This is a genomic window from Methanobrevibacter ruminantium M1 (assembly GCF_000024185.1).
Taxonomy (GTDB): domain Archaea; phylum Methanobacteriota; class Methanobacteria; order Methanobacteriales; family Methanobacteriaceae; genus Methanobrevibacter; species Methanobrevibacter ruminantium.
This window is the reverse complement of sequence record NC_013790.1, coordinates 1,201,262-1,227,374: the sequence shown is the minus strand read 5'-3', so window position 1 is coordinate 1,227,374 and position 26,113 is coordinate 1,201,262. Positions and strand designations below refer to the sequence as shown.

Genomic DNA, 26,113 nt, shown 5'->3' with positions numbered 1-26,113 from the left:
CTGAAAAAATTATAAGAATATCTAAAAAATTAAAGGATATTTAAAAGATAAAACAAAGAAAAGACTCCCATAAAATCTTTATTTTATCAATAAATAAAGTTAAATTATTTTTAGATAAAATTCAAATCATTTAATCCAAATAAGACAATTTAAAGAATATTAATATAATTAGCATATTAACTTAACCAAATTAGGTTTTTATCGTTGAAAAAGGATTAATCGAAAACTGTCCATTATACTATATATATTTATTTAATCTAATATATAAATGTTATGAAAAGATTTTTTAGGGCTTATTTAAAGAATAAAGCAAAAATTAAAGGAATTGGGATATTTAAAAATATAAAATAGTCCTATGCATAAAAATATCCAAGAAAATGAGAGAAAATATAAAATAATAAAAATGATAATTAATTAAAATTATTCGTTTCATATCAAAGTAAAAATAAATTAATATCCTTTCAATTATATGAAAGGAATTTTAAAGAAACAAATAAAAATTTTAAAAAATACTTGAAAAGCTGTTGAAAAAAATAAAAAGATAGTAATTATGTATAAAAATTAGAAAACTAAAATTAAATTTATATCATAATTTAAAAAAAAAAGTAATATTATATAGGAAATAAAAAAAAAGGAAATAAAAAAATCATTTCTTATTCAAAATATAATAAACAGATCTAACTGGAATGCCCAGATTTTGAGAAATCTCTTTTGGCTTTAAGCCATCTTCCTTCATGGATTTTATCCTTAATCTGCATTCATCATCATATTTCTTTTTATAATGCTTTACATTGATCCTATCAGAGTATTTGGATTTGATATAATTAACATTGGAAATAGGCATATCCAATTGTGAAGCAATTTCACCTGAACGTTTTCCCTCATTGAACAATTCAATTACAGAATCGACTTCCTTTTTTGTGTATTTTTTCTTTCCCCAATTATATTTGATTTCAACAGTGATGTTCAAATCTTCCTTTAAAATTTTAATATATTTTGAAGACATTCTATCATAAATGCTTTTAGGACAAGTAATTCTCTTTAAGGAAGGATAAGTGTCCATAAGTTCAACAAGCTTTCTTGAACTTAAAGGACTTGAAACATGAACCTCTACAGCGGTTCTTTCATAACCTGAATCAGTTTCAAGTGGTTTTTCATCAAATATATCAATATCTTCCTTTGATTTTGAGTCTAGATTGTCAAAGTCATCATCGAAGTCAAAGTCATCAAAGTCATCTTCAAAATCGTCCTCAAAATCATCTTCGAAATCTTCATCAAAGTCATCATAATCCTCAGATTCATCAAACTCATCATCATCGAAATCCTCATCAAAGTCATCAAAATCATAACTCATATAATGCACCCATAATAGATAAAAATTATTTTTCTAAAATTTAAATCACAAACTATAGATAAAAATTATTTTTCTGAAATTCAAATCACAACTAAAAATATAAAACAAAAAAATGAATAAGAAAAATCCATAAAAAAGAGACTACCCCTTAATCTTACCTAAAAACTCTCTTGATTTTTTACTGTTTGGCTTTCTAAAGCTCTTAATATTCATAATCTCTCTTTTTACGCTTTTCTCTCCAACTTTATATGCTCTAGAAACTTCCTTAATGTTGTAATCAGAATTTGCAAATACAATAGCGGGTCCTAGTGCTGCATAATTCAGCTTAAAATTAGTGTTCTTAATTCTCTTTTCCAATTTAAACTTTTTATACAGCAATAAATCCATCTCATCTATTGCTATCATATGCTTTTTCTCCTTTTCCCTAAGGAGACCTACTACATTTGCATGGGGATTTGCAAATACCTTACGCTGCTGTCTGTCTAAATCGTTTCTAATGAAAGGGAATGGAGATCCATACCTTTTACGGCGGTCATAGGATGTGCAGAGATAATATTTGGAAATGTCCCAAAGAATAAGGGTTGGTGCAATGTCTGCAAAAATCTTAGACTTTATTCTCTCCCTTTCCTTTAGGTCTTTCTTTAATTGCTTATCTAAGTGCCCATATTTGTCCATAAGGCCTAATTCCAAAAGATTGTCCTGAATCTTTTGCTCTCTCCAAGAGTCTAAGTCATCCTCATCCATATATTCAGGCTTTTCAAGATTGACTGAATAGATAAGCTCATCATAGGTCTTAAGATTATTCAAGTCCTTGATGTTTTCCTCAAAAATCTCTTCCTCATGTCTTGAAACAATGTCTTCAGCATGCTTGACATAAGCCAAGGCCAGATTGGTACGGGTATACTTATCATTAACTATTGTTGGCTTTGTACTATGGAATTCAAGCCTTTCTATTCTAACTCCCTTACCATATATTCTTCTAAGTTCCTCTTCATAGCAATCTGCAAATTCACTATCAAGGTTTACCCTTTTAGTAATGGTTCTGCCATTTTCCTTTATGCGGATTATAGGAGTTACAGTCTTTACAACACCTTTTCTTTTCTGCTGCAATATGTTTAGGATTCTTCTGAATGAATCCCTTCCCCAACCGGATAAGCTGGAGAGAAGAACCATATAATTGCCGGATAATGGAAGATAAGGAATGATTTCCAATCTATGGATTCCAGAGTGGTTTACCTTAAGCTCAAAATCAGTGCTTCCGCATTTGCAGGTCTTAGAGTTTTCAAGGAATGTGCTAACCTTATATGACTTTTGACAGTCCTTGCATCTGATTTTGGCATATTCCTCAAGATTGCCTAAGGCAATCCTATGAGCTGCTATGGCATATTTTACCCTATCAAAGCTGTTCTTTTTAGCAGAGGCATTGTTTCTAAAAATAGTGTTATGGCGGTTCAATTCACCTAGTTCCTCATAATCAACATCCTCACTTACACGAGAACCATAACGATTGAGAGATCTGAATGGAGCAGTATAACCTCTCTCATCCATACTTTCCTTCATGTCCTGGAGCTTGTCAAAGTTGCTTTTTAGAAGTTCGTAAACCTCTAAATATGACTCCAAGTCACTAAAGTCAGACTTAAGATTGGTTAGATCTAACTTCTCCCTCTCTATTTGATTTAAAAATTTCTCAGACTCTGTTATCATTAATGATTCATCCATAATATCACCGTGAGGACTTTTATAAATTCTCCGCCGAAAGAATTTATTTGATTAATTTTGGATATTTGAATTGAATTTATTTTTTTAAAATGTTTAAGAAATATGTTTAAACTAAAAATTAAACATTGCAATTTTAACTTAAACATTAATTAATGAATAAATATTAAAAATAAATAAAAATTAAGCAAATTACATAAGTAATTCGCCAATTTCACAATCGTCAGGAGTTAAAATAGCTGCACTTTCAGTAGCCATAATCATTCCTTCAGATAATTCACCCATCAATTTAGCTGGTTTAAGATTGGTTACTACAGGTACCTTTTTGCCTAATAAGTCTTCAGGAGCATATCTTTTTCCAAGACCTGCAATAACTTGAATGGTCTTATCTCCAATGTCAATTTGGGTCTTTAATAATTTATTTGATTTTTCTATTTTTTCAATCTCTACAATCTTTCCTATTCTAATTTCCACTTTTGCAAATTCATCAATGCTAATTAAATCCATTTTTTCACCATCATTTGATTTAGATTTATCTTTTTTGTCTTTATTTGATTTATTCTTATTAGATTTATCTTTTTTATCTTTTTTATTGTCTTTATCATCTTTAGTTTCTTCTGAATCCTCTAGGTTAGCATATAACTTTTCCTTTTGAGCTTCAATAACCTTATCTTCAATCTTCTTAAAGAGTGGCTTTGCCTTATTTATCTCATGACCATTCTCTAGGAATATGCTTGCATCATCCCAAACGTTTTCCTTAGAAATATTAATTATATCACAGATTGCATCTGCCTTATTTGGAATATAAGGTTTTAAAAGAATTGCCAAGGATTTACAGAACTGATTGGATAAATATAAACAGTTAGAAGCCTTTTGTGGGTTTTCTTTTACAGCTTTCCATGGCTCTTGATCATTAAAGTACTTATTGGCAGATTTGGCAGTCTTGAGAATCTCAACCAAACCTTCCCTAAACTTCATGCTTGAGATAAGCTCTCCCACTTTAGCAGGTAATTCCTTAATCTCAGCTTCAAATTCCAAGTCCTCTTCACTTGGATTTGCATATTCAGGGACCTTACCGTCAAAGAACTTATGAGTGAATGTAAAAGTCCTATGCAAGAAGTTTCCAATTATATCTGCCAATTCATCATTTACCCTTCTTCCAAAGTCATCCCATGAGAAATCAGTGTCTTTATTTAAAGGAGCGCTAATAGTTAGATAGAATCTAAGCAAGTCTGATTCGAAGTCTTTTACAAAATCAGATACCCAGACAACCCAATTCTTACTGGTAGACATCTTTCTGCCTTCAAGGGATAAGAATTCACCTGCAAAAATGTCATCAGGTAACTTGCAGTCATGTCCCATAAGCATAGCAGGCCAAAAGAGTGAATGGTGATAGATAATGTCCTTTCCAATGAAATGAACAACATGTCCATCCCAATAGTCTTCCCAAGGAATTCCAGTTCTTCTGCTCCATGCAGCTGCAGAGGAAATATATCCGATGAAAGCCTCTCCCCATACATAGATGACCTTTCCTTTAGCGCCTTCAAGAGGAACTGGAATACCCCATTTCATATCACGGGTCATTATCCAATCTTCAAGGCCTTCCTTAAGCCAGTTCTGAGCATAGTTTCTGACATTTGGAGGAAGATACTCGTTGGTTGTAATATACTCTTCCAATTGATTCTGGAAATGGCTTAACTTAAAGAAATATTGTGTGCTGTCCCTTATTACTGGAGTATTTCCACAGGTAAGGCAGTGTGGCTCAAGAAGCTCAGTCGGTTCCAAAGCTCTTCCGCAGGATTCGCAGTGGTCTCCTCTTGCTTCAGCCCCACAGACAGGACAGATTCCTTCAACATACCTATCTGGCAAGAACTTTTCACAGTTTTCACAATAAAGCTGTTGAATGGCTTCCTCATAGATCAATCCCTTTTCATAAAGGTATAGGAAGAAGTCTTGTGAGATCTTATAATGCAACTCGTCGCTTGTTCTTGCAAAATTGTCAAGGCTGATGTCACAGCTTTCAATGTCACGGGCTATCATGTCATGATAGCGTTTTGCAACTTCAATAGGTTTCTTGCCTTCAGCATCTGCTTTAACTGCAATTGGAGTTCCATGCTCGTCGGTTGCACATACCATCAAGACATCATTTCCAGCCATACGGTTATATCTTGCATAGATATCCGCTGGAATATATGTTGAACGTAAGTGACCTAAATGACATGGACCGTTTGCATATGGAAGGGCACATGAAATAAATATTTTTGTCAAAATAAACACTCCTCTAAAATATTATTAATTATTAAAGACTTAAAGTCTATAGATTAAATTGATTTTTAATGAATTTTTATATAAATTTTATATATAAAAACTAATCATCTAACACTATAATATTTATTATCCGTTATATAAATAACTAATGATTTTTATTAAAAATTCTACAAAAATAAAAGGTAAAGTTTGCAAATATAGTTAAAAAATTGAAAAATTAATAAACTAATTTTGATGAAATAATTGAGAATAGTAATAAAATTTAGCATTTTTTTATGAAATTAAAACAAAAATAAAAAATAACTTTTGCAATTATTTATATAATTAATAAAAAGAAATAAATTAATAATTAAATTTTAAATAGCTAAATTTATTAGAATTTATTAGAAAATATAAAGTTTATGAATATTAAATATAATATAAATAGCTAAAATGAATAATTCTTATTGAAAAATAAGCAAAATAATTAATAAAAATCAAGATAAATTTTTTAAAAATAAGAATAAATATTCAAAAATGATAAAATTAAACAAAAATAAAAAATAAATATTGCAAAAATAAATGAAAACAAAAATTAGTCTAAAAACATTGCTAAAATTAAAAAATTATAAAAAATATTTAAAAAAAGAAAGAATAAAGGTAAAAATAAAAAGTTTAAACTTAATTAAACTTTTTACTGACTTCCTCTACAGCAATTACCAATGGATCAGTTACCATGGAAACAGGAGGTGCATAAGCAAACTCCATATTACTGAGTTCAAAGCAGGTAAGCTCTTGAGTGATTGCCAATGTCATGGTATCAATTCTCTCAGCTACCCTTTCCTCTGCAATTATCTGGCAACCTATTATTGTACCATCTGCATCACAGATGACCTTTACATTCATAGGCTTTGCATTTGGATAATACCTTGCCCTTGTCAATGCCTCAACCTTTCCTACAACTGCCTTTATGCTGTTCTGCTGTGCAAAGCTTCTGGTAAGGCCTACTGCACCGAACTCCAATTTGCCTACTTTAGATACCATGGAATTGAGCACAGGATTGAATCTTGAACGTTTGCCGGCAAGAGTCTGAGCCAAGGTCTTAGCTTGACGAACTGCAGTGGTTCCTAACTGAGAAACAGTGTTTGATCTGAGAATTGCACTGTAAGACTCTACACAGTCTCCAACTGCATAGACATCAGGTACGGTGGTAGCCATCCTATCATTTACAAGTATGGCCCATCTTCCACAGTCACATCCAGCCATTTTTGCTAAATTAAGCTCTGCTCTAACACCTGTAGCCAAAATAACCATATCTGCATCTGCTTCAGTTCCGTCTTCAAAGACAGCCTTTTTGACTTTGCCATCTTCCCCTTTAAGCTCTGTAATAGGCTGGCCAAGAACCACATCAATTCCCTCTTCAATCAAATAGTCAGTAAGGATTTTAGCCATATCAGGATCAAGTGAACGTGGAACGATCTGTGGCAACATTTCACATAAGGTTACCTTCAAGCCCATCTTTTTAAATGCATATGCTATCTCAATACCAATAAGACCTGCGCCAGTTACTAAAGCGCTTTTACAGTTTTCAGCCCATTCCTTTACTTGTTTTCCGTCATCAAGAGTTCTTATCTTAAATACGCCATCTAAATCAACCCCTTTCATAGGAGGGACAAATGGACTTCCTCCAGTTGCAAGAACAAGCTTATCATAGTTCATGGTTTGAACAACACCATTTTTAGAATAGGTGATTTGCTTTTTAGCTGAATCGACTCCAGTCACTTCAGTCTCAAGCATAACATCAATGTTTTTTGCCTTATAATCATCAACAGTCCTCATTACAATGTCATCAAATGAATGGATCCTATCGGAAAGTACATAAGGAATTGCACAAGGAGAGTAAGACACTTGATTATCTCTAGTCAATACAACAATCTCTACTTCTTCGTCTAATTTTCTAAGATTGGAAGCTGTGGATATACCTCCAGCTCCTCCACCTACTATAACTACTTTCATTTACTCAAATCCCAATAAAATTGATTTTTTAGTTAGTTGAAATATATAAACATTCTAATAAGTATGAATAAGAATAATTAATAATTAAAATCAATGATTGATTAAAAAAATAATTGTTTAAATTGAATATTAGAATTATACTATATTTATCTTAATTATCTTATTTATAGTTTAATTAGTTAAATAGGTTAAATAAGAAATTGATAAAATTTAAGGCTTAAAAAGAGATGAATTTTTGAAAATAAGAAAAAATAGCTCAAATATTGAATAAGGTAATAAGTGCTTTTTAAAAAAAAAAGAAAAAATAAAAAAGTGTAAATTATAAGTATTTTACACCATCTTTAGAACCAATAATAACCTTATCTACCATTTCAGTAAACAATCCGTTTTCAACAACTCCAGGAAGGGTGTTTAACTCTTTTTCCATAGAAATAGGATTGTCTATCTCTCCAAAAGAAACATCCAAAATGAAGTTTCCGTTGTCGGTTATGACAGGACCATCCTTAGCTTGGCCCATTCTAATGTTTACTTCCCCTCCCATATCCTCTAAAGCCTTTGTTACAGGGTTTAAGGAAACTGGAATAATTTCTATAGGAAGTGGGAAGGCACCTAAAACATTAACGAGCTTGGAATCATCTGCAATGATTACCAATTCCTTAGCAGAATAGTCAACTATCTTTTCTATAGTATGTGCAGCTCCTCCACCTTTGATTAAGTTAAAGTCCGGATCTATCTCATCTGCACCGTCAACAGCCAAATCAATCTCATGCTCATCAAGGCTTGTTATTGGAATGTTCCACTTGCGAGCAAGCAAGGAAGACTGAAAGGAAGTTGGAATTCCCATAACTTCAATTCCTTCATCTCTAACTCTCATCCCTACCTTTTCAATAAAATAAAGGGTTGTTGAACCAGTTCCAAGCCCTAATACTTGACCGTCTTTTACCAATTCTGCAGCAGCATAACCACAATCTTTTTTCATTTGACTCATAATAAACACCAAAATCCCTAATAAAAATCAAAAAAATTAATAAAATTAATAAAATCAATATTTCATTAAATCAATAAAATCTATAAAATCTATAAAATCTATAAAATCTATAAATCAATAAAATCTATAAAATCTATAAATCAATGAAATCTATAAATTCTATAAATATAAAAATTGAAAACGTTGATTAATCGATTATCCATTAAACAATCAATAAATCATTTATTTGTCATATATCTTTACAACACATTTAATCAAAGAGTTTCCGCGAGGACAGTCATTGAACTTTCCAAGGTCCTTAATATAAACGCATTTTTCTCCTTTTCCAATCTCTTCAGGGAAACACATGTCCCTAAAGTCACAATCCTTATTTGAACATCCTTGTCTATTAAATTCAAAGCTGGATCCTTCAAAGACTCCTTTGGAATCGGTTAAAATAGTGGTCTCTCCCTTTTCCACAACAACCACCTGAACCTTTTCATCCTCATGAATAGGACACTTCTGTTCCACATCACGGACTTCCGTGATTGTATACTTATGTCCCTCTTCAAGGGAATCTATACAAGAAGCCTTAAACCTACAAGTCGAACATTCCTCTGCGGGCTCATAAAATATAAAGCTTTCTCCTTCCTTTGCTAATTTCTTACCAATTAAAGTTATCATAAATAATCATCACCAATAAGTTTATTAAAACATGCTTAAACTTAAGGAGAATACATTAAATTATTAAATATAAATTATTCACCAATCCTTTTAATTAAATAACCTCAGTTTTTCTAGCTAACTTAATGGCAGCATCCCTAGTTAATCCATTATCACCTAAAATGGTATACCTTTCAGGCCTTAATGTATGTGCAATTGTTAATGCATCAATTATCTCATCATCATCCAATCCTAATTCGGAGGCATTTGTAGGTGCCCCAATTGTCTTTAAAATAGATTGAATAGCTCTCCAATCACCGCCATGCAAGTGCATCATCATGATAGTTCCCACACCGCATTGCTCACCATGCAATGCTGGCTTTTTAGCGATTCTATCCAATGCATGGCTGAAGAGATGTTCAGAACCGCTTGCAGGTCTGCTTGAACCTGCAATGCTTATTGCCATTCCACTGCTGAACAATGACTTTACAACTATTCTAGCGCTTTCTTCCAATCCTTCCTTAATGCTGTCAGAGGAATTGATAATGAGCTTTGCAGTCATTTCAGAAAGGGCAGCTGCAGATTCGCTGAACTTTTCATTTCTCAACCTATAAGCCAATCTCCAATCCTTGATTGCAGTGTAATTGGAAACGATATCTGCACAGCCTGAAGCGATTAATCTAAAAGGAGAAGTGTTGATTATGCCAGTGTCTGCAACAACAGCCATTGGAGAATTTGCATTTTTAGAGATGGATCCCTTGTCATTCTTAATGGAGGCCATAGGGGAGGCTATTCCGTCGTGAGATGCAGTGGTTGGAACTGAAATGAAGTAGGAATGCTCATAAGTGGAAGCAAGCTTTGCAACATCAATTATCTTACCTCCTCCGACTCCCAATACAACAGATGCATTGGCAATCTTCTCTCTAACCTTCTCCACTGATTCTACAGATGCATCCTTAACCTTTACGACATCCACACCAAAATCAGAACTTTCTAAAGCGTCAACTGTCTGCTGACCGGCAACATCAAATGTATGAAATCCGGATACAACAAGAGCTTCATCAAATAAACGTAAATCCTTACATATTTCCCCAACTTCATCTAAAACATTAGGGCCTATATGTACTTCTCTTGGCATTTGAATCTTTTTAGAATCCATATTATTCTCCTTATAAATTTTTAATTATCTTCATAAATTTAAAGCATGTTAATTTATATTAATTTATATATATGTATACAATTAATAAAATAAGTTTTGATTTAATCCTAGAAAAACAAGATAAAAATAGATTTCTTATGATTTAAATTAAAAAATAGCTAAAAAAGTAATAAAAAGTTATTTTTCAATAAAATCTGACAAACCATAAATAGTCTTAATTAAAAGGATAAAAATGAATAAAATAAAATGAAATTAAAAAGCAAATTATTCAAAATAAGAAAAATCAACTAAAAACTATATAATCAATTAAATACAAACTATTAATATTATTAAATAAAAATATAAAACAAGATATTTAATAAATAAAAAATTTATTCAATATAACAAGAATTATATTTAATAAAAACAATCATTTATTTAAATATAAGCTTAAAAATTATATTTAATAAAAACAATCATTTATTCAAATATAAGCTTAAAAATTATATTTAATAAAAACAATCAATTATTCAGATTTATTATTTAATTATGGTGATAATGTGGAAAATTTTAGTGAATGGTTCCATGAGATATTAGAAAAGGCAGAAATTACAGACTCAAGATATCCTATTAAAGGAATGAGCGTATGGCTCCCTTATGGATTTCAAATAAGAAGAGCATGCTTAAACATCTACAGAGACCTGCTTGACAGCGAACATGATGAAGTATTGTTCCCACTACTTATTCCAGAAGAGGAACTTGCAAAAGAGGGAATTCATGTAAAGGGATTTGAAGATGAGGTCTATTGGGTAACCCATGGAGGTCAAAAGGAATTGAATGAAAAGCTTGCAATAAGACCTACAAGCGAAACTGCAATGTATCCTATGTTTTCCCTATGGGTAAGATCACACATTGACCTTCCAATCAAGCAATACCAAGTGGTAAACACATTCAGATATGAAACCAAGCATACAAGGCCTCTTATAAGAGTAAGGGAAATTACCACCTTTGCAGAAGCCCACACTGTTCACTCAAGCCCAGAAGAAGCGGCAGAACAGGTTGAAACTGGAATTGAAATATATAAAGAGCTCTTTGATGAAATGGGAATTGCATATCTCATCAGCAAGAGGCCTGTCTGGGACAAGTTCCCAGGTGCAGAATACACTATGGCATTTGATACAATCATGCCTGATGGAAAGACCTTGCAGATTGGAACAGTCCACAATTTAGGCCAGACCTTTGCAAAGACCTTTGAGATAACCTTTGAAAACAAGGAAGGAAACCATGAATACGCCTACCAGACCTGCTATGGAATCTCAGATAGGGTAATTGCAGCAGCAATTGCAGCTCACGGAGATGAAAAAGGGCTTATCCTACCTCCAAGAATCGCTCCAAAGCAAATAACAATCATTCCAATCATATTTAAGGATGGAGGAGAGGAAGTAATGGCTAAATGCCTTGAAATCAAGAAATCCTTAGAATCAAAAGGAATCAGAGTCCAAATGGACACAAGAGACATAAGGCCAGGTAAGAAATTCTTTGATTGGGAATTGAAAGGAACTCCTCTTAGATTCGAATTAGGTCCAAGAGACTTAAAGAACAATGTAGCTATCCTTGGCAGACGTGACACTGGTGAAAAGATAGAAATAAGCCTAGAAGATGATCTTCCATCAAAAGTAGAAGACTTATTAATGGAAATTGAAGAAAATCTAAAAGCAAAATCCTGGAAAGCACAGGAAGATAAACTAATCACTTTAGAAAGTCTTGACAATGTTGGAGAAATTGTAGATGAAGAAAAAGTGGTTAAATTCTACTGGTGCGGAGAAGAGGAATGTGGTAAGGAAATAGAAGAGGAAACAGAAGTTGACATTCTTGGAATCAATGAGGAAAACATAAAAACAGACAAGATATGTCCTCATTGCGGAAAGCCTGCAAAGCATGTTGCGCTTATGGCTAAAACTTACTAGCAAGCTTTTTTAAGGCCTTCGGCCTTAAAAAACCTTGACCAAAATTTTTTTTACAACTAGGAAAAACCGGACTAAAATATATTAAGAGGAATGAAAATGGATAAGATTTATGCAATAATTCCTGTAAATCAATTTGCAAATGCTAAAACAAGATTATCTCCTTTTCTAACACCTGAAGAAAGGAGGGATCTTTTAAAAGCCATGCTAAAAGACATTACAGATACATTAAAGCCTATTGTAGATAAGGTCGTTATCATCAGCAGAGATGAGGAAGTTTTAGCATATGCAGAAGAATTGGAGCTTACTACAATTGTTGAAGAGGAATATAAAAAATCCAAAGCTGTTAACTCCTCTGATGACAACCCTTTAAATAAGGCCTTAAAACAGGCAATGAAATGGTCAAGAAAGAAAACCCGAAAAGTGATAATCCTGCCATCTGACATTCCACTTATTGGAAAGACCAATGTAAAGCTCCTAATTGACCAGGCAAAGAATTTTGATTTTATCATCGTTCCTTCAAAGGGAGGAGGAACCAATACTCTTATCATAAAGCCATTGGCAATTGACATGAAATTTGAAGGATTTAGCTTCAATAAACATATCGAAGAGGCCAAAAGAAAAAAACTAGTTCCTATTGTACATGATTCATTCTATATGGCCTTGGATGTAAACACCACAGAGGATCTTGGAGAAATCATGCTTCATGGAAATGGAACCGAAACCAAAAAATACTTAGAATCCCTTGGAATCAAGGTAGAATCCTCCCATGACCATGAAAGGCTTAAAGTGACTAGAGATTAGACAAAATTAAAAATTAAACAATTGAATTTTTATAAATTTTAATAATTTTAATAAATTTTAATAAATTTTAATAAATTTTAAAATAAATCATTAAACCTATTTTTTTATAAAAACTATTTTTAAAGATGATATTATGATAGGACTTTCAATAGCTGGATTTGACCCTTCAGGAGGAGCTGGAATAAGCACAGATATGAAAACAATGGCTGCACATGGAGTTCACCCCTGTTCAGTAATCACCGCACTAACTGCGCAAAATCCTAAAAAAGTGTTTTCTGTGCAAGCTATAGAAACCTCATATATTAGGCAGCAGATAGATTCCATATTTGATGAGTATCCTATCAAATACTCAAAGACAGGCCTATTATACTCAAAAGAAATCATCCAACTTGTAAGTAAAAAGGTCGAAGAATTAAATTTACGCATAGTTGTTGACCCAGTGATGGTGGCAAGTTCAGGTGGGCAACTTGCAAAGAAGGAAATGGCAAATTCATTAAAGAAATATCTCTTGAAAAATGCACTTCTTGTTACTCCAAATGTTAAAGAGGCTGAAGAGCTTTCAGGAATCAGCATAAAATCAATAGAAGATGCAAAGGAAGCTGCATATAAGATTGGAGAATGTTGCAATGTAATGATTACAGGTGGCCATCTTGATGGAAACAATGTCATTTACAATAAACAAAAGGATGAGCTAAGCATTTTAAAGCAGAATCTAATCAAAACAGATAATCTTCATGGCACAGGATGCAGTCTCTCTGCTGCAATATGTGCAAATCTTATTATATTAAATGAAAAGGACAAAGACAGCAAGGATGAAAACAATCTAGAGATTGCAATAGAAAGATCTACCAAATTCATTTATGAAGCGGTTAAGAAGGGTAGGTATGGCACATTAAATCCTAATTTTAACAGCAATCTTGACTTTTTAAAATAGCCTTTTAGATTAAATATTCATTTTAGTTCTTTTCATTACTCTTTTTAACAAAGAAATAAATAACTTAAAAAAGATTTTTTAAAAATTTGGGCACATTTTTTAAAAATAAGAATTATTCGCAAATATACAAACAATTAAAAAATCTAATAAAAAAAATTGATAAAATTAAAAAAGATAAGTTGGAAACGCTCTAATAAAAATTCAGCTAGTTTTTTTTCCAAAACCAAAAGGCCTATCTGAAAACAGCCAAAACTAAAAGCTTGACTCGAAACAACCGAAATAAAAATTTTGGTCAAGGTTTTTTGAGACCGAAGGTCTCAAAAAAGCTTGAGCTAAGGTTCCCAAACACCTAACAGCTTTTCTATTTCATCCTGGAAGTCTAAAAATTCTCTTGATTCCCTTTGTCTAGGCCTTTCAAGAGGAACTTCAACAACATCTTGAATTCTGCCCGGATTCTTATCCATAATCACAATCTTATCAGCCAAATAGACTGCCTCGTCAACGTCGTGGGTTACAAAAAGAATTGTGGTATTAAATCTTTTCCAAACTCCTATAAGTTGCTCTTGAAGACTATGCCTATTAAGCATGTCAACTGCTGAGAATGGCTCATCCATAAGAAGAACAGGAGTGTGATTTAATAAAGAACGAATGATAGCCACCCTTTGCTTCATACCACCAGACAATTCATGGGGATAGCTGTATTTAAATTCAGCCAATCCTACCCTTTCAAGATATCTTTCAGCAGCAGCCAAATTTTCTTCCTTGCTTGTATCTTTATTTAAATTCAATCCAAACATAACATTATCTAAAACATTTAGCCAAGGGAATAAAGAATATTGCTGGAAAATGAATCCTCTGTCTTTGGAAGGACCTGTTACAAGCTCTCCCCTATCATATATCTCTCCTTCATCAGGTTTTTCCAAACCACCCACCATACGAAGCAAGGTGGTCTTTCCACAGCCGGAAGGTCCCAATAGACAGATCAATTCTCCATCATCCACATGGAGATTAATATTTTTCAATGCCATGAAATCTTTATCTTTTGTAACAAATGATTTAGAAACATTTTTTATATCAATTGCCAATATAAACACCTTTTAATAAAAATTAAAACAGATAATTAACACTAATAAATTTAATATTGATAATTAACACCAATAAAATTAATACTGATAATTAACACCAATAATTATTTAAAATACAAATATGAGAATCAGACTGGCAAATTACCAGAATATTCTCTCTTGCGCTTTTCTAAATCCATAATCAAATAAAATACCGATTATACCAATAACTATCATACCAACTACCACAGTTCCAGGCTGGAACAATTGACTTGCAGTTAGAATCATATAACCTAAACCTCTGCTTGAAGCAATCATCTCAGCAGATACGGTACACATTAAAGCTATGCTCACACCTACCTTAAGTCCAGAGACTATATAAGGCAAAGTGGATGGAAGGACAATCTTAAGCAAGATATCCCAATTGTTTGCACCTAAAGTCTGAGCTGCTTCGATTAATACATTATCGGTTCTTTTAACACCGTCAATTGTGTATACAAGTACTGAGAAAACACAACCGATAAAGATAACGAATACTGCAGAGGATAATCCTATACCAAACCAAAGAATGGAGAATGGAATCCATGAGATAGGAGGAATAGGCCTTAGGATACTTATGATTAAGGAGCTTAATCTGTCTAAGGTCTCATACCATCCAAGGATTATTCCAAGTGGAATGGCAACTACAGATGCTAAAATGATACCTGAGAATACCTTTATAAGTGTGCTAGAGGTATGCATGAAGAGTTTTCCATTAGTTATTAAAGTCCATGCCGCATTAAATACATTTAAAGGACTTGGCAGGATATAATAAGGAATCAAATGCAAACCATCTGTAATAAGGTACCAGATTATAAGAAGTATTGCCGGTAGGATAAATGGTAAAAATTTTTTCTTAATTTCCACATAAACCACGATCTATAAAATTTTTTAATATAATTTATTAATTAATGAATCATATCCTAAGAATAAATTAAAGTATTAATTAATGAATCATATCCAAAGAATTAATTAAATTATTAATTAATGAATCATATCCAAAGATTATTTAAAATTATTAATTAATGAATTATATTATCCATATATTAATAGATTAATACTCTATTATATATATAATTTGGCATTTAAAAAATGTCAATTTAAAATGAATAAAAGCATAGGCTAGAATAAACTGCTTTCTGAAACAGAACCATCAAAAATAGCCTAATTAAATAAAATAAAATAATAAAATAATGAAAATAATAAATGTTTTTTAAAAAAATAAAAAAAAGAAAAAATAAGAATTGCTCAAGGAGCAATGCTTATTTAAACAAACCTAAGGGAGTTTTAAAGACTTAAATCTATAAGTCTGCAAAGATTTGTTCTTCAGTTAAAGGTTGTTTTAAAAGACCTAATTGCACTTCAAGAGCCATGAAGTCCATGACCTTTTGTTTGTACTCAGCATCTAAACCAGAAATGAAAACGGTATCTGCGATTACTTTAGCTTGTAACTCTTGATCTGGTACGATGTCTTCAGGTAACATCTTAGCCGCTTCTGCAGGGTTTTCATTAGTGAATTTAGTAGCTTCTTCATGAGCTTTCAATACCTTGTCTAATGAGTCACGGTGGTCCTTGATGAAGTCTTCCCTAGCTACAACACAACAGCATGGGTGTCCTGGAATGATTTCAGAACTGTTTTCAATCAATACGCCGTCACCATTCTTAACTGCAATTGAGGAATATGGCTCCCAAATGATCATTGCGTCAACTTGACCTGCCTTTAAAGCGTCAGTCATTTGAGCAGCTTTCATGGTTGTGAATTCAACTGAATCAGTGGATACGCCTGCTTGTGTTAAAGCAGAGGTTAAAAGCATGTTTTGAATTGTTGCTTCACCAGGGGTTGCTACAGTCTTGCCTTTTAAGTCTGCAACGGTAGTGATGCCGCTGTTCTTATTGGCAACGATAGCGCTTCCTTCAATTTGAGCACCGGATACAACTTTTACAGGAACTCCTTGGGAAATGGAAGACATTACAGGGGTGATACCTGCATAACCAATATCAATATCTCCACTTGCCATAGCAGTCATTAAGTCTCCACCATTGTTAAATTGAGTTAGTTCAACAGTGAGACCTTGATCTTCAAACAACTTCTTCTCTTTTGCAACGAAAAGTGCGGTGTCATGGTCTGATGGCAAGTGACCGATTCTTACTACATTGTCACTTGATCCACCGCTGGTTGCAAAGTAAGCACCAACAGCTACAAGAGCTATAACGATAATAGCAATAATTGCTAGAGTTTTTTTATCCATAAAAATCACTTTAATTTAAAAATTAAACAAAAAATTGTCTTTTTTAATTTCTATATAAATTTATTTAACAAAAAATGTGGCCTATGCCTATTGAAGAGATTTTTTTACTCCAATCATACATAGCCATTTATATAAAAATCTTAAAATAATAAGTTGTTTTTTATAAATTCTTTTTAAAAAAAACTAATTATTAAAATAAAGGTTTAATTTTGGAAATTAAAAAGGTATTTTTGAATTAGTTCTTATGGATTATAAAACTTATAATTTAAAAACTTATTACTATATAAAGATTGTATAAACAAAGTATATAATGTTTTTCATTAAATAAAGGATTGATAGATTAATAGTGCAAAAAATAACTAAAAATTTTTAAAATCAGTACAAATTAAATGCTTTAAAAGCTTTTAAATATACAAAATCGAAGAAATATTAAGCCATATTAAAAATAAATTGATATTATTTAAAATAAATATGAATAAAAAGAATATATTGGCTTAATTAAGAATGTATAACAATTGTTAAGACACTGATATGCTTACATAAATGTACCGTTAAAGTTACAAAAACGAGAAATCATGCACCAATATGCTAACATTGGACACTTTTTTGGTATGATTGTTAGTGTAATTTTTTTAAAAAAAAAAGCTATAAAAAATTTTTTTTAGACGAAGAAAAGTTAAAATATTTTTTTTAGATGCAAGAAAAGCATTAAAAAATTTAAAAATTAATCGTAAAAATCATTCTTCAATGTCAAAAAACTCAGGATTGCTCAATAGCTTATCCCTAAATAATTTAGATATTCTTGAGATGCATTGCCTGCTGTAGCCTAACTCTTCAGACAATTGAGTGGTGGTTTTTTCATCCAAATTGAATAAAATATAAAGCATTACATTAAGCGGTATCTTGCTTTTATGGAAGATTGTGCCTGAAAAGTCATTGAAATTAGATCCGCAATCTTTGCATACATATCGACGAGTTCTGCCTTGGTTTCCTCTGTTATTGACATTATATGACTTGCATTTAGGACAATAGACCCCATTAACCCAACGGACACTTCTAAAAAATGCCATAGCTACCTGTTCATCAGGAATTTCTACATTCGGATTAATAATATCTTTCATGCTTAAATTTATAGTTAATAAAATATATATAATTTTTGTAAAATAAGTAATACTGGATTTAAGAAAGTTATTTGATACATTAGAAATTGAGACTATTAGAATTAAAATAGAACGAATGGAAAGGATTTAGAAAAGTTCTAGAAAAACCCAATGAGAAACTTGAAAAACTGATAAGAATCTAAAAGAAAAACTTAAAAAAACTGATGAGAAACTAAAAGAAAAACTTAAAAAACTGATGAGAAACTAAAAGAAAAACTTGAAAAACTTAACATATATATAATTGAATGAATATAAAGTTAATAGGTTATGGAGTATAATCACAATAAAAGTTTTTTGATTTTAAGGAGCAGTTAAAATGAGATGTGTTGGTACAGTTGTACGCGGAATAAGAACACCTATTATTAAAGAAAACGACGATTTAGCAACTATCGTTGTAGATTCATTGATGGCAGCAAAAGAAAGTGAAGGATTTGAATTTAGAGACAAGGACATCGTTGCAATAACAGAAGCTGTTGTAGCAATTTCCGAAGGAAACTATGTGACTGTGGATGACGTTGCAGAGGATGTTGCAAAGAAATTCCCATCTAAAGAAATCGGAGTGACCAATCCTATCCTAAGCAGAAACAGATTCTCAATAATCCTAAAAGGTATTGCAAGAGGAATGGATAAGATTACCCTTTTAAGCTCTTTCCCTGCAGATGAAGTGGGAAACGGCATTTTAGACGAACGTGCTTTAGATGAAAGCGAATTCAATTTAGGAAGCGTCATCACTGAAGAGGACTACGAAAAGAACTTCAGTTCCTGGATTCATCCATTTACCGGAATCAACATGGTTGATTTCTATAGGGAATTGATTGAAAGCGAAGACTGTGAAGTTGAATTTGTCTTTTCAAATGACGTAAAGACCATTCTTGACTATACCAATGACGTCTTGACCTGTGACATCCATACAAGAAAGAAAACCACAAAAATGCTTAAGGAAAAAGGAGCAAATGTATATGGATTGCATGAGATTCTAGTTGAACCTATTGGAGATTCAGGTTGCAACCCAGAATACGGATTGCTCGGTTCCAATAAGGCAACAGAAGAAAGATTAAAACTATTCCCAAAAACAGGAGATAAATTAGTCAATGAAGTTCAAAAGAGACTTATTGAACTTACCGGCAAACAGATTGAAGTTATGGTCTATGGTGACGGAGCATTCAAGGATCCTGTCGGAAAGATTTGGGAATTGGCTGACCCTGTGGTTTCACCTGCACATACAGCAGGGCTTGTAGGCTATCCTAATGAAATCAAATTGAAATATGTTTCAGACAATCAATTCGCTGACTTGCATGGAGACGAATTGAAGGAAGCGATTAAGGAAGAGATAAGACAAAAGGCTGAAAACCTAACCGGACAGATGATTACCGAAGGAACCACTCCAAGAGTATTAACTGACTTGATTGGTTCCCTTTGTGACTTAACCAGCGGTTCTGGAGACAAAGGTACTCCTGTCATATTCATTCAAGGATACTTCGACAATTTAGCAAATGACTAAATGTCGAAACCTTTTTTTCTTTTTTTAAAAAACTTTACTCTTTTTATTTTTTATATAACTGATATTTTACTTTTAATTCTAAATCAAGCAAAATTCTTCTTTTAAATATTATATTTTAAATAGATAAACTCTTTTTTAAAACTAATAAATTATCTTTTTTTAAAAGAATAATTATTTTACTTTTTTATCTAAATCACAAATACTTCGTAAAAATATAAAAAATAACTAAAAATATCAAAATTAGAGTCTAAATTCACTTAAAAAAAAACTAGGAAAAATTATTATATAAAAATAGAATGATAAAAAAAAGAAAAATAAGCACCTAAAAAATGATGAAAGAAGAAAAAATAAGAGTCTAAAAATAAAAAAAGAAAGAAACTATTTAAAAAGAAAAAAGAATTATAATAATTCTTTTCTTAAATCAATAGTGTCTTGCAAGTCTGGTCCAGTAGAAATAATAGTTACAGGAACGCCAGTCTCTTGCTCGATTTCTGAAATGAAGTCTTTAGTTTCTTGAGACAATTCAGCATAGTCCCTAACACGTGCACAGTCATATAACTTGTCAACACAGGTTAAAGCAATTTGAGTAGCCCCATTTATTCTGCATGACTCTTTTGCAAGCTCCATATCAAAGTAACCGATTCTTCTTCTCCTTCCAGTTACTACACCATACTCTTCAAGGCCTTTGCTTTCAGCTTCCTCTTGACTCATTTCAGTTGGGAAAGGACCTTCTCCAACACGGGAAATATAGGACTTGAATACATTGATGACCTCATCCACCTTAGTAGGGCCTACCCCAACATCAGCTGCAAAGCTGCTTGCTGTGGTGTCCTTACTTGTAACAAAAGGATAGGTTCCATAGTATAATGAAAGGGCAAATCCTTGAGAGCCTTCTATGAATACGTCTTGACCATCATTTAAAGCGTCATTGACTGCTAAAGAAACGTCAGTCAAATAGTCTGCAAGCTCTGGAATCTCCTTAGCCATTTTAGCAGTTCTTAAAACCCTATCTGAATTGGCAGGTCCGCAACCGGATCCTGTGCTTCCTATCTTTTTAGCCAAGTGCTCTGAAGCTTGATCCCTCTCTTTGTGTTCAGGTTCGATGATTGAACATCTAGGGTCCACTAAAGTTCTCTCCCTCACATTGTATTTGCTTAAATAGTCAAATTCATGGAAAAGCACTTCAGGGTCAACTAATACTCCAGCGCCAATAAGCAATTGGGCTTCAGTTTGAACAAAACCAGATGGAACAAGTCTTAATCCATATTTTTCTCCATTGAATTCCACTGAATGTCCAGCATTAGGACCTACACCTGCACGAGCAACTATATCCGGTTTGTCTGTATCGCAAAGGTAAGTAATGCATTTTCCTTTGCCTTCATCTCCCCAAGCTCCTCCAACTAATATACTACAAGTCATCTAAAATCTCCTTTTATATATTAATCAATAAATTTAGTTTTGCAGATAAATAATGATTTTTATCTGAATTTAATTAGTCTATTTAATAAAAATAATAATTTTTCAATTGAAAGCACAAAATTTGAAAAGTTTAAAAAATAATAATTTTTCAATTGAAATTAAATATAATTGATTTTTAATAATTAAAATAGTTAAGAACATTAAAATATCTATTTTTTTAGTCTTAATGAAAAGTCAATAAAGATTCATAACATTGACCATATATATTTTATTTTTTAATATTTATAAATATTATCCTAAAAATTAAACATAAAAATTGTTTTTGATGTAAAAATATGCAGTTTTTATAAATTTATTCAAAATGAATAAAAAAAATTATGTGATTTTTAAAATTTCTCTTAGAATAAGTTAAAAAAACGAACCTCTACATATTGACCAAAAAATGTCTAAGCCTCTCCTAAAATGTTTAAGCCTCTCCTAAAATGCCTAAGCCTCTTCCAAAATGTCCAAAAGCTTTTGAAGATACAAATATCTTTCGTATTTATACTGCATATTACTTCCCAAATACTCATCCAGTACATGAGAGTTCATCTGACGCAGAAGGGACAATTGAATAATGTTCTTTACATCAGCATCGATTTTTCCTTGAAGAATAAGCTGACCGAACCCTGTGCTTATGATGGTAAAGTCCAGCATCATCAAATCCTCATAGAAATCCAAGTCATAGATTATCTTTAGGATATTCTCGTTTTCAATAACCTTATCGTCAAAATCCTCAAGTTCAATGTCCCAAGAGGACAATATCCATCTAAAACATTCTATTATGGGCGTATTGGGATTATCTATTAGCCAATCGCATAGTTCGCAAAAGGCAAGATATGACTCTTCTGTTCCAAATGGCCCAAGCTCATCTAGGATGTTCCAAAAGAATTCATAGTTTGCCAAATGAATGGCCCTTTGATGAGGAATCTCATCAAAAAACAGTTCATGAGTGGCTAAAAAGTTATATCCTGGTCTTAATTGATTCATAAATACACCATAATAAAAGTTTGACATTATAAAATAAAATTAATAAAATTGATTGAATTGATTGAAAATGAAAATAATCTAAAAAATAAATTATCAGTCAAATGAAATATTTTCACAAAGGAAATCTTCATCATACTCCTCTTCAGTTCCTTTTTTTATCCAATAATCCAAATAATACAAGATCCAATCGTTGGAAGCTCTCTTTATATCGCCATCACTTAAGGATTCGAAATCATTAAAGCATGAAATAATGTCTCCCTTAACGATTATTGCAAAGTTGTCTAATTCAAATGACAATAAAAAGTCATAACTATCTTTTTTATTGGGAAGCTGGGCTAAAACTATCTCTTTTTTATATTTTTTAGTGAGATTACTTGAATAATCCTCATCCTGAAACTTGAATCCTCTTATTTCCTTTTTAAACTGCCTATAGAAATAGGAATCATTATCGCTTAATTTGGCATCTGAATTTAAGAAGGAATTTAAAATATCCTCTTCAAGGTCTAAAAAGTCAAAAGAATCCTCATCATCATAAAGAATAGCCAAATAAATGTTTGTGCCAAATCGAATAGCCAATTCTCCCCTATAATCGTTATAAGTAGATTCTTGAACAGGCTTAAATGGATTTACAATGGATTTAGACAATAATTGAAGCCTTTCAAACTCTAAATAGAGTGAATTTGAATAGCAATCCAACTCAAGCCATGTCCAAACTCCATTTGAAATGGCCTCTTCAATGATTTCAAAAGAACGAGCGTTCATTTAATCCCCAACAAAGTTAAAATTGTTAAATTGAATAAAAAAAAGTTTAAACCTATTAATTGAACGGAAACACTTAATCTTCTAAGTTTACAAAAACACTTAATCTTCTAAGTTTACAAAAACACTTAATCTTCTAAGTTATTTAATTCAATATAATCACTTAAAGCTCCATCCATGGAATAATCCCTATCTTCATAAGCCTTTTGCCAATTGAAATCCACTATTTCAATTCTCTCATCAATGCTTTCATCCCAATTTATATTGAATCCCTTGGAAACTAGCTCATCTTTAACTGTCTTAGCTATCTTTAGGCCTTTATCTTCATCAAATTCAAAATCGCCAAAGGCTATTAAAAGGCTGTTTTCTTCAATTGCAATTTCAATATCCTCAAAGCTATAGAAGCAGAATCCTTCCACTTCATATTTATTGTTTCTAAGATGGGTGAATAGTTCAAATGAGTCTTGGATTCCCTCTTCAATATCGTATCCGGCATTATGAATAGTTAATATATTATGATTTTTAGACAAGTTTAAAAAAGCCTCTTTCAGATTCAAAAAGTCTTCTGAATCGCTTTTTGGACAATCGAAGTTCTCTTTAACATTTGAGAATATTTCTAAAAGCTTTTCCTTTGGAATGTCCTCTTCAATAAATTCATCATCAATTATTTCTAAAATCTCTTCATCATTATAGAAGCCCATCTTAAGCAATAATTGAATTTCAAAGCTTATTTCTTCAATTAATTCACTATCCATAAGATCACAGCCAGAAAATTAAAAAATGAACCCTTTTAAGAATAATATAAATTCGATTAACTAAAATACAGTAAATTATCCCAATTAATCTAAAGAATCCGATTTAAGCTAGAATAAACTTAATGCTTTGAACATTTTTTCTTTCGGTTAATCCTACAACTACCCTATTGTCTCCAATCTTAACAAGAGCAAAGTCATCTCTGTATTTGTATTCATAACCCTTAAGCATTGCATAGGATTCCAAAGCCTTTAAATGATTTACTTCAAATCTGCGATGGAATTCATTGAAAATGTTGGAGAATTCTTCAGGACCCTCAGATGATGGAATCTCATCAGATTTTATGGTTACAAAGAATACAAAGTTTCCATAATTAACTCCACAGTATGCGTCGTCTCCAAAAATTGAAGATACAGTCATGGATAAAATATGGGCTTCCTCAAAGCTTGCAGCAAACATGCTTTGCTTAAACTGAACTATATTCTGATCTTCTCCAAATTCCTTAACTTCCTTGGCTTCCTCAATGAGCTCTTCAGGGAATCCTATTTCCTCATTGTCCCATGCCCATGACCAAGTGTCCTCATCAGGATCTAAAAACCCTAGAAGTTGAATAGGAAACTCCTTATCACCAAACTTGACTATTCCATTTTCAATATCCAATTCAGGCTCGCTATCGCCAACAAGCTTGGAGAGGTTTTCCTGTTTTTCCAAAGCAAGAGCTCCGTATTTGGAGAATAAATCCTGCAAATCATCATTTTCATTAACAAGGCTAAAATCAGCTTCCATCGTATCACCAAAATAATAAATTAAAAAATATAATAAATTGAAAAGAATTCTAATAAAGAAATAAATAGAAATCTAATAAGAATTAAATAAGAATTAAGAATCTTAATTAATTCTAATAAGAAATATAATAAAAATAACTAATAAAAAATAAAATTAAAGAGAATAAGGGAATCTAAATTAGAAAGACAATTTAGAAATCCTGTTCATTGCCTCTTTAGTATTTTCTAAAGTATTGAATGCAGTTAATCTTAAATAACCTTCACCGCTTGGACCAAATCCGGATCCAGGAGTTCCAACAATATTTGCATCTTCTAAAAGAAGGTCAAAGAAGTCCCAGGATTCCATGTCATTAGGGGTCTTTACCCAAATGTAAGGAGAGTTAACTCCACCATAAACATTCAATCCAATATCAGATAGGCTTTCGCGAATGATTCTGGCATTTTCTAAATAATATTCAATGTTTTCCATAATTTCCTTTTGTCCTTCTTCACTGTAAACTGCCTCTGCAGCCTTTTGGACAGGATAGGATACTCCATTGAATTTTGTGGTCTGCCTTCTGTTCCATAAAGCATTTACAGATTGCTCATCTCCAGTAGATGTCTTTATCTTGATTTCCTTAGGAACTACAGTGTAAGCGCAACGTGTACCAGTGAATCCTGCAGTTTTTGAAAAGCTTCTAAATTCAATAGCCACTTCCTTAGCACCTTCAATCTCATAGATGGTGTGAGGAACGTCATCTTCTGTTATGAATACTTCATAAGCTGCATCGAAAAGAATGAGAGCGTCATTTTCCTTTGCATATTCGACAAATTTAGCCAATTGATCTTTTGTCAAGGTGGTTCCGGTAGGGTTGTTAGGGAAACAGAGATAGATCAAGTCTACATCTTCCTCTGGAAGAGCTGGTACAAAGTCGTTCTCTTCAGTGCATGGGAGATATACGATATTCGCATACATTCCATCATCCTTTATTAGGCCAGACCTGCCAGCCATAACATTTGTGTCCACATAAACAGGATATACAGGGTCAGTAACAGCAATTACATTGTCAAGGTCAAAAATCTCTTGTATGTTACCGGTATCACATTTGGCACCGTCTGAAATGAAGACCTCATCAAGGTCTAAATCGACTCCCCATCTGTTGAAGTCGTTTTTAATGATTGCTTCAGCTAAAAAGTCATATCCTTGCTCTGGACCATAACCCATAAATGTTTCTCCATCTGCCATTTCATCAACAGCATCCTTGAATGCCTTAATTACTGTAGGGGTTAAAGGTTTGGTTACATCCCCAATTCCCATTTTGATGACATCCTTATCTGGGTTTTCTTCCATATATTTCTCTGCACGTCTGTTTACTTCAACAAAAAGATAACTGTTTTGCAATAAAAGATAATTTTCATTAATTTTAACCATTTTTTCACCTGGAAAAATAATTATAATCAAGTTAAATAATTTTGATAGTTGAATTTAGAGCCTTTAAATGTTTAAATTTTAAACCTTAAAATGCTTTAGAGATTTAATTTAAAAAATTAAAATCACCTAACAATTAATTAT

General features: G+C 32.2%; 21 protein-coding genes. 4 read left to right on the top strand and 17 right to left on the bottom strand.

What is annotated here, in order from left to right; translation table 11 throughout:
- Positions 1–646 precede the first annotated feature (646 nt).
- From MRU_RS11920 to MRU_RS04815, 7 genes are all read right to left on the bottom strand, one after another.
- A complete protein-coding gene (locus MRU_RS11920; RefSeq protein ID WP_012955763.1) occupies positions 647–1,354 on the bottom strand; it encodes a hypothetical protein in 708 nt (235 codons plus the stop codon).
- A 141-nt stretch (positions 1,355–1,495) separates the two neighbouring features.
- The gene (locus tag MRU_RS04840) at positions 1,496–3,073 is read right to left on the bottom strand and encodes a DUF530 domain-containing protein (RefSeq protein ID WP_012955762.1); all 1,578 of its coding nucleotides are present in this window, start codon (positions 3,071–3,073) and stop codon (positions 1,496–1,498) included.
- Between the two features lie 189 nt (positions 3,074–3,262).
- Positions 3,263–5,338: a methionine--tRNA ligase gene (gene metG, locus MRU_RS04835; protein WP_012955761.1), complete on the bottom strand. Its 2,076-nt coding sequence runs from the start codon at positions 5,336–5,338 to the stop codon at positions 3,263–3,265.
- Positions 5,339–5,998: 660 nt separating this feature from the next.
- Complete coding sequence (locus tag MRU_RS04830) at positions 5,999–7,333, bottom strand: FAD-dependent oxidoreductase (RefSeq protein WP_012955760.1); 1,335 nt, start codon at positions 7,331–7,333, stop codon at positions 5,999–6,001.
- Positions 7,334–7,652: 319 nt separating this feature from the next.
- Positions 7,653–8,321 (bottom strand): ribose-5-phosphate isomerase RpiA, encoded by a 669-nt coding sequence (gene rpiA / locus MRU_RS04825; protein ID WP_012955759.1) that lies wholly within the window; start codon positions 8,319–8,321, stop codon positions 7,653–7,655.
- Between the two features lie 222 nt (positions 8,322–8,543).
- A complete protein-coding gene (locus MRU_RS04820; protein ID WP_012955758.1) occupies positions 8,544–8,984 on the bottom strand; it encodes a UPF0179 family protein in 441 nt (146 codons plus the stop codon).
- Positions 8,985–9,078: 94 nt separating this feature from the next.
- A complete protein-coding gene (locus MRU_RS04815) occupies positions 9,079–10,122 on the bottom strand; it encodes an NAD(P)-dependent glycerol-1-phosphate dehydrogenase (protein WP_012955757.1) in 1,044 nt (347 codons plus the stop codon).
- Positions 10,123–10,661: 539 nt separating this feature from the next.
- Between MRU_RS04815 and proS the strand changes: the two genes are divergently transcribed.
- The 3 genes from proS to thiD all read left to right on the top strand — a co-directional run bounded on the left by proS (position 10,662) and on the right by thiD (position 13,803).
- Positions 10,662–12,068 (top strand): proline--tRNA ligase, encoded by a 1,407-nt coding sequence (gene proS, locus MRU_RS04810; RefSeq protein ID WP_012955756.1) that lies wholly within the window; start codon positions 10,662–10,664, stop codon positions 12,066–12,068.
- Positions 12,069–12,164: 96 nt separating this feature from the next.
- On the top strand, positions 12,165–12,869 hold the full coding sequence (gene cofC, locus MRU_RS04805) for a 2-phospho-L-lactate guanylyltransferase (RefSeq protein ID WP_012955755.1): 705 nt from the start codon (positions 12,165–12,167) through the stop codon (positions 12,867–12,869).
- 133 nt (positions 12,870–13,002) lie between these two features.
- The gene (thiD, locus tag MRU_RS04800; RefSeq protein WP_012955754.1) at positions 13,003–13,803 is read left to right on the top strand and encodes a bifunctional hydroxymethylpyrimidine kinase/phosphomethylpyrimidine kinase; all 801 of its coding nucleotides are present in this window, start codon (positions 13,003–13,005) and stop codon (positions 13,801–13,803) included.
- Between the two features lie 332 nt (positions 13,804–14,135).
- Here the strand turns inward: thiD and MRU_RS04795 are convergent, their stop codons facing one another.
- From MRU_RS04795 to MRU_RS04780, 4 genes are all read right to left on the bottom strand, one after another.
- Positions 14,136–14,888, bottom strand: coding sequence for an ABC transporter ATP-binding protein (locus tag MRU_RS04795; protein ID WP_048812422.1), 753 nt, complete (start codon positions 14,886–14,888; stop codon positions 14,136–14,138).
- Positions 14,889–15,029: 141 nt separating this feature from the next.
- The gene (locus MRU_RS04790; protein WP_012955752.1) at positions 15,030–15,773 is read right to left on the bottom strand and encodes an ABC transporter permease; all 744 of its coding nucleotides are present in this window, start codon (positions 15,771–15,773) and stop codon (positions 15,030–15,032) included.
- Positions 15,774–16,207: 434 nt separating this feature from the next.
- Positions 16,208–17,155: an ABC transporter substrate-binding protein gene (locus MRU_RS04785; RefSeq protein WP_012955751.1), complete on the bottom strand. Its 948-nt coding sequence runs from the start codon at positions 17,153–17,155 to the stop codon at positions 16,208–16,210.
- A 737-nt stretch (positions 17,156–17,892) separates the two neighbouring features.
- The gene (locus MRU_RS04780; RefSeq protein ID WP_012955750.1) at positions 17,893–18,276 is read right to left on the bottom strand and encodes a transposase; all 384 of its coding nucleotides are present in this window, start codon (positions 18,274–18,276) and stop codon (positions 17,893–17,895) included.
- A gap of 355 nt (positions 18,277–18,631) precedes the next feature.
- On the opposite strand from MRU_RS04780, the gene MRU_RS04775 reads away from it, so the two are divergent.
- Entirely contained in the window at positions 18,632–19,816 is a 1,185-nt protein-coding gene (locus MRU_RS04775; protein ID WP_012955749.1) for a coenzyme F420-0:L-glutamate ligase, read from the top strand.
- Positions 19,817–20,215: 399 nt separating this feature from the next.
- Here the strand turns inward: MRU_RS04775 and MRU_RS04770 are convergent, their stop codons facing one another.
- The 6 genes from MRU_RS04770 to MRU_RS04745 form a co-directional block, all read right to left on the bottom strand.
- Positions 20,216–21,235, bottom strand: a complete 1,020-nt coding sequence (locus MRU_RS04770; protein ID WP_012955748.1) for an adenylosuccinate synthetase — start codon at positions 21,233–21,235, stop codon at positions 20,216–20,218.
- A 486-nt stretch (positions 21,236–21,721) separates the two neighbouring features.
- Positions 21,722–22,264, bottom strand: a complete 543-nt coding sequence (locus MRU_RS04765; RefSeq protein ID WP_012955747.1) for a hypothetical protein — start codon at positions 22,262–22,264, stop codon at positions 21,722–21,724.
- Positions 22,265–22,357: 93 nt separating this feature from the next.
- Entirely contained in the window at positions 22,358–23,026 is a 669-nt protein-coding gene (locus MRU_RS04760) for a hypothetical protein (protein WP_012955746.1), read from the bottom strand.
- A 125-nt stretch (positions 23,027–23,151) separates the two neighbouring features.
- Positions 23,152–23,778 (bottom strand): DUF6891 domain-containing protein, encoded by a 627-nt coding sequence (locus MRU_RS04755; protein WP_012955745.1) that lies wholly within the window; start codon positions 23,776–23,778, stop codon positions 23,152–23,154.
- A 103-nt stretch (positions 23,779–23,881) separates the two neighbouring features.
- A complete protein-coding gene (locus MRU_RS04750; protein ID WP_012955744.1) occupies positions 23,882–24,562 on the bottom strand; it encodes a DUF6882 domain-containing protein in 681 nt (226 codons plus the stop codon).
- Positions 24,563–24,739: 177 nt separating this feature from the next.
- Entirely contained in the window at positions 24,740–25,972 is a 1,233-nt protein-coding gene (locus tag MRU_RS04745; protein ID WP_012955743.1) for an LL-diaminopimelate aminotransferase, read from the bottom strand.
- Between the last annotated feature and the right edge of the window lie 141 nt (positions 25,973–26,113).

Excerpts from the sequence above, each read along its gene's own strand:
- MRU_RS04750 (WP_012955744.1), bottom strand. The coding sequence starts at position 24,562 with ATGGAAGCTGATTTTAGCCTTGTTAATGAAAATGATGATTTGCAGGAT.
- MRU_RS04755 (WP_012955745.1), bottom strand. The coding sequence starts at position 23,778 with ATGGATAGTGAATTAATTGAAGAAATAAGCTTTGAAATTCAATTATTG.
- MRU_RS04760 (WP_012955746.1), bottom strand. The coding sequence starts at position 23,026 with ATGAACGCTCGTTCTTTTGAAATCATTGAAGAGGCCATTTCAAATGGA.
- MRU_RS04785 (WP_012955751.1), bottom strand. The coding sequence starts at position 17,155 with ATGGATAAAAAAACTCTAGCAATTATTGCTATTATCGTTATAGCTCTT.
- MRU_RS04770 (WP_012955748.1), bottom strand. The coding sequence starts at position 21,235 with ATGACTTGTAGTATATTAGTTGGAGGAGCTTGGGGAGATGAAGGCAAA.
- MRU_RS04745 (WP_012955743.1), bottom strand. The coding sequence starts at position 25,972 with ATGGTTAAAATTAATGAAAATTATCTTTTATTGCAAAACAGTTATCTT.
- MRU_RS04840 (WP_012955762.1), bottom strand. The coding sequence starts at position 3,073 with ATGGATGAATCATTAATGATAACAGAGTCTGAGAAATTTTTAAATCAA.
- MRU_RS04820 (WP_012955758.1), bottom strand. The coding sequence starts at position 8,984 with ATGATAACTTTAATTGGTAAGAAATTAGCAAAGGAAGGAGAAAGCTTT.
- MRU_RS11920 (WP_012955763.1), bottom strand. The coding sequence starts at position 1,354 with ATGAGTTATGATTTTGATGACTTTGATGAGGATTTCGATGATGATGAG.
- MRU_RS04775 (WP_012955749.1), top strand. The coding sequence starts at position 18,632 with ATGAGATGTGTTGGTACAGTTGTACGCGGAATAAGAACACCTATTATT.
- cofC (WP_012955755.1), top strand. The coding sequence starts at position 12,165 with ATGGATAAGATTTATGCAATAATTCCTGTAAATCAATTTGCAAATGCT.
- MRU_RS04815 (WP_012955757.1), bottom strand. The coding sequence starts at position 10,122 with ATGGATTCTAAAAAGATTCAAATGCCAAGAGAAGTACATATAGGCCCT.
- MRU_RS04780 (WP_012955750.1), bottom strand. The coding sequence starts at position 18,276 with ATGAAAGATATTATTAATCCGAATGTAGAAATTCCTGATGAACAGGTA.
- MRU_RS04765 (WP_012955747.1), bottom strand. The coding sequence starts at position 22,264 with ATGAATCAATTAAGACCAGGATATAACTTTTTAGCCACTCATGAACTG.
- thiD (WP_012955754.1), top strand. The coding sequence starts at position 13,003 with ATGATAGGACTTTCAATAGCTGGATTTGACCCTTCAGGAGGAGCTGGA.
- rpiA (WP_012955759.1), bottom strand. The coding sequence starts at position 8,321 with ATGAGTCAAATGAAAAAAGATTGTGGTTATGCTGCTGCAGAATTGGTA.
- MRU_RS04830 (WP_012955760.1), bottom strand. The coding sequence starts at position 7,333 with ATGAAAGTAGTTATAGTAGGTGGAGGAGCTGGAGGTATATCCACAGCT.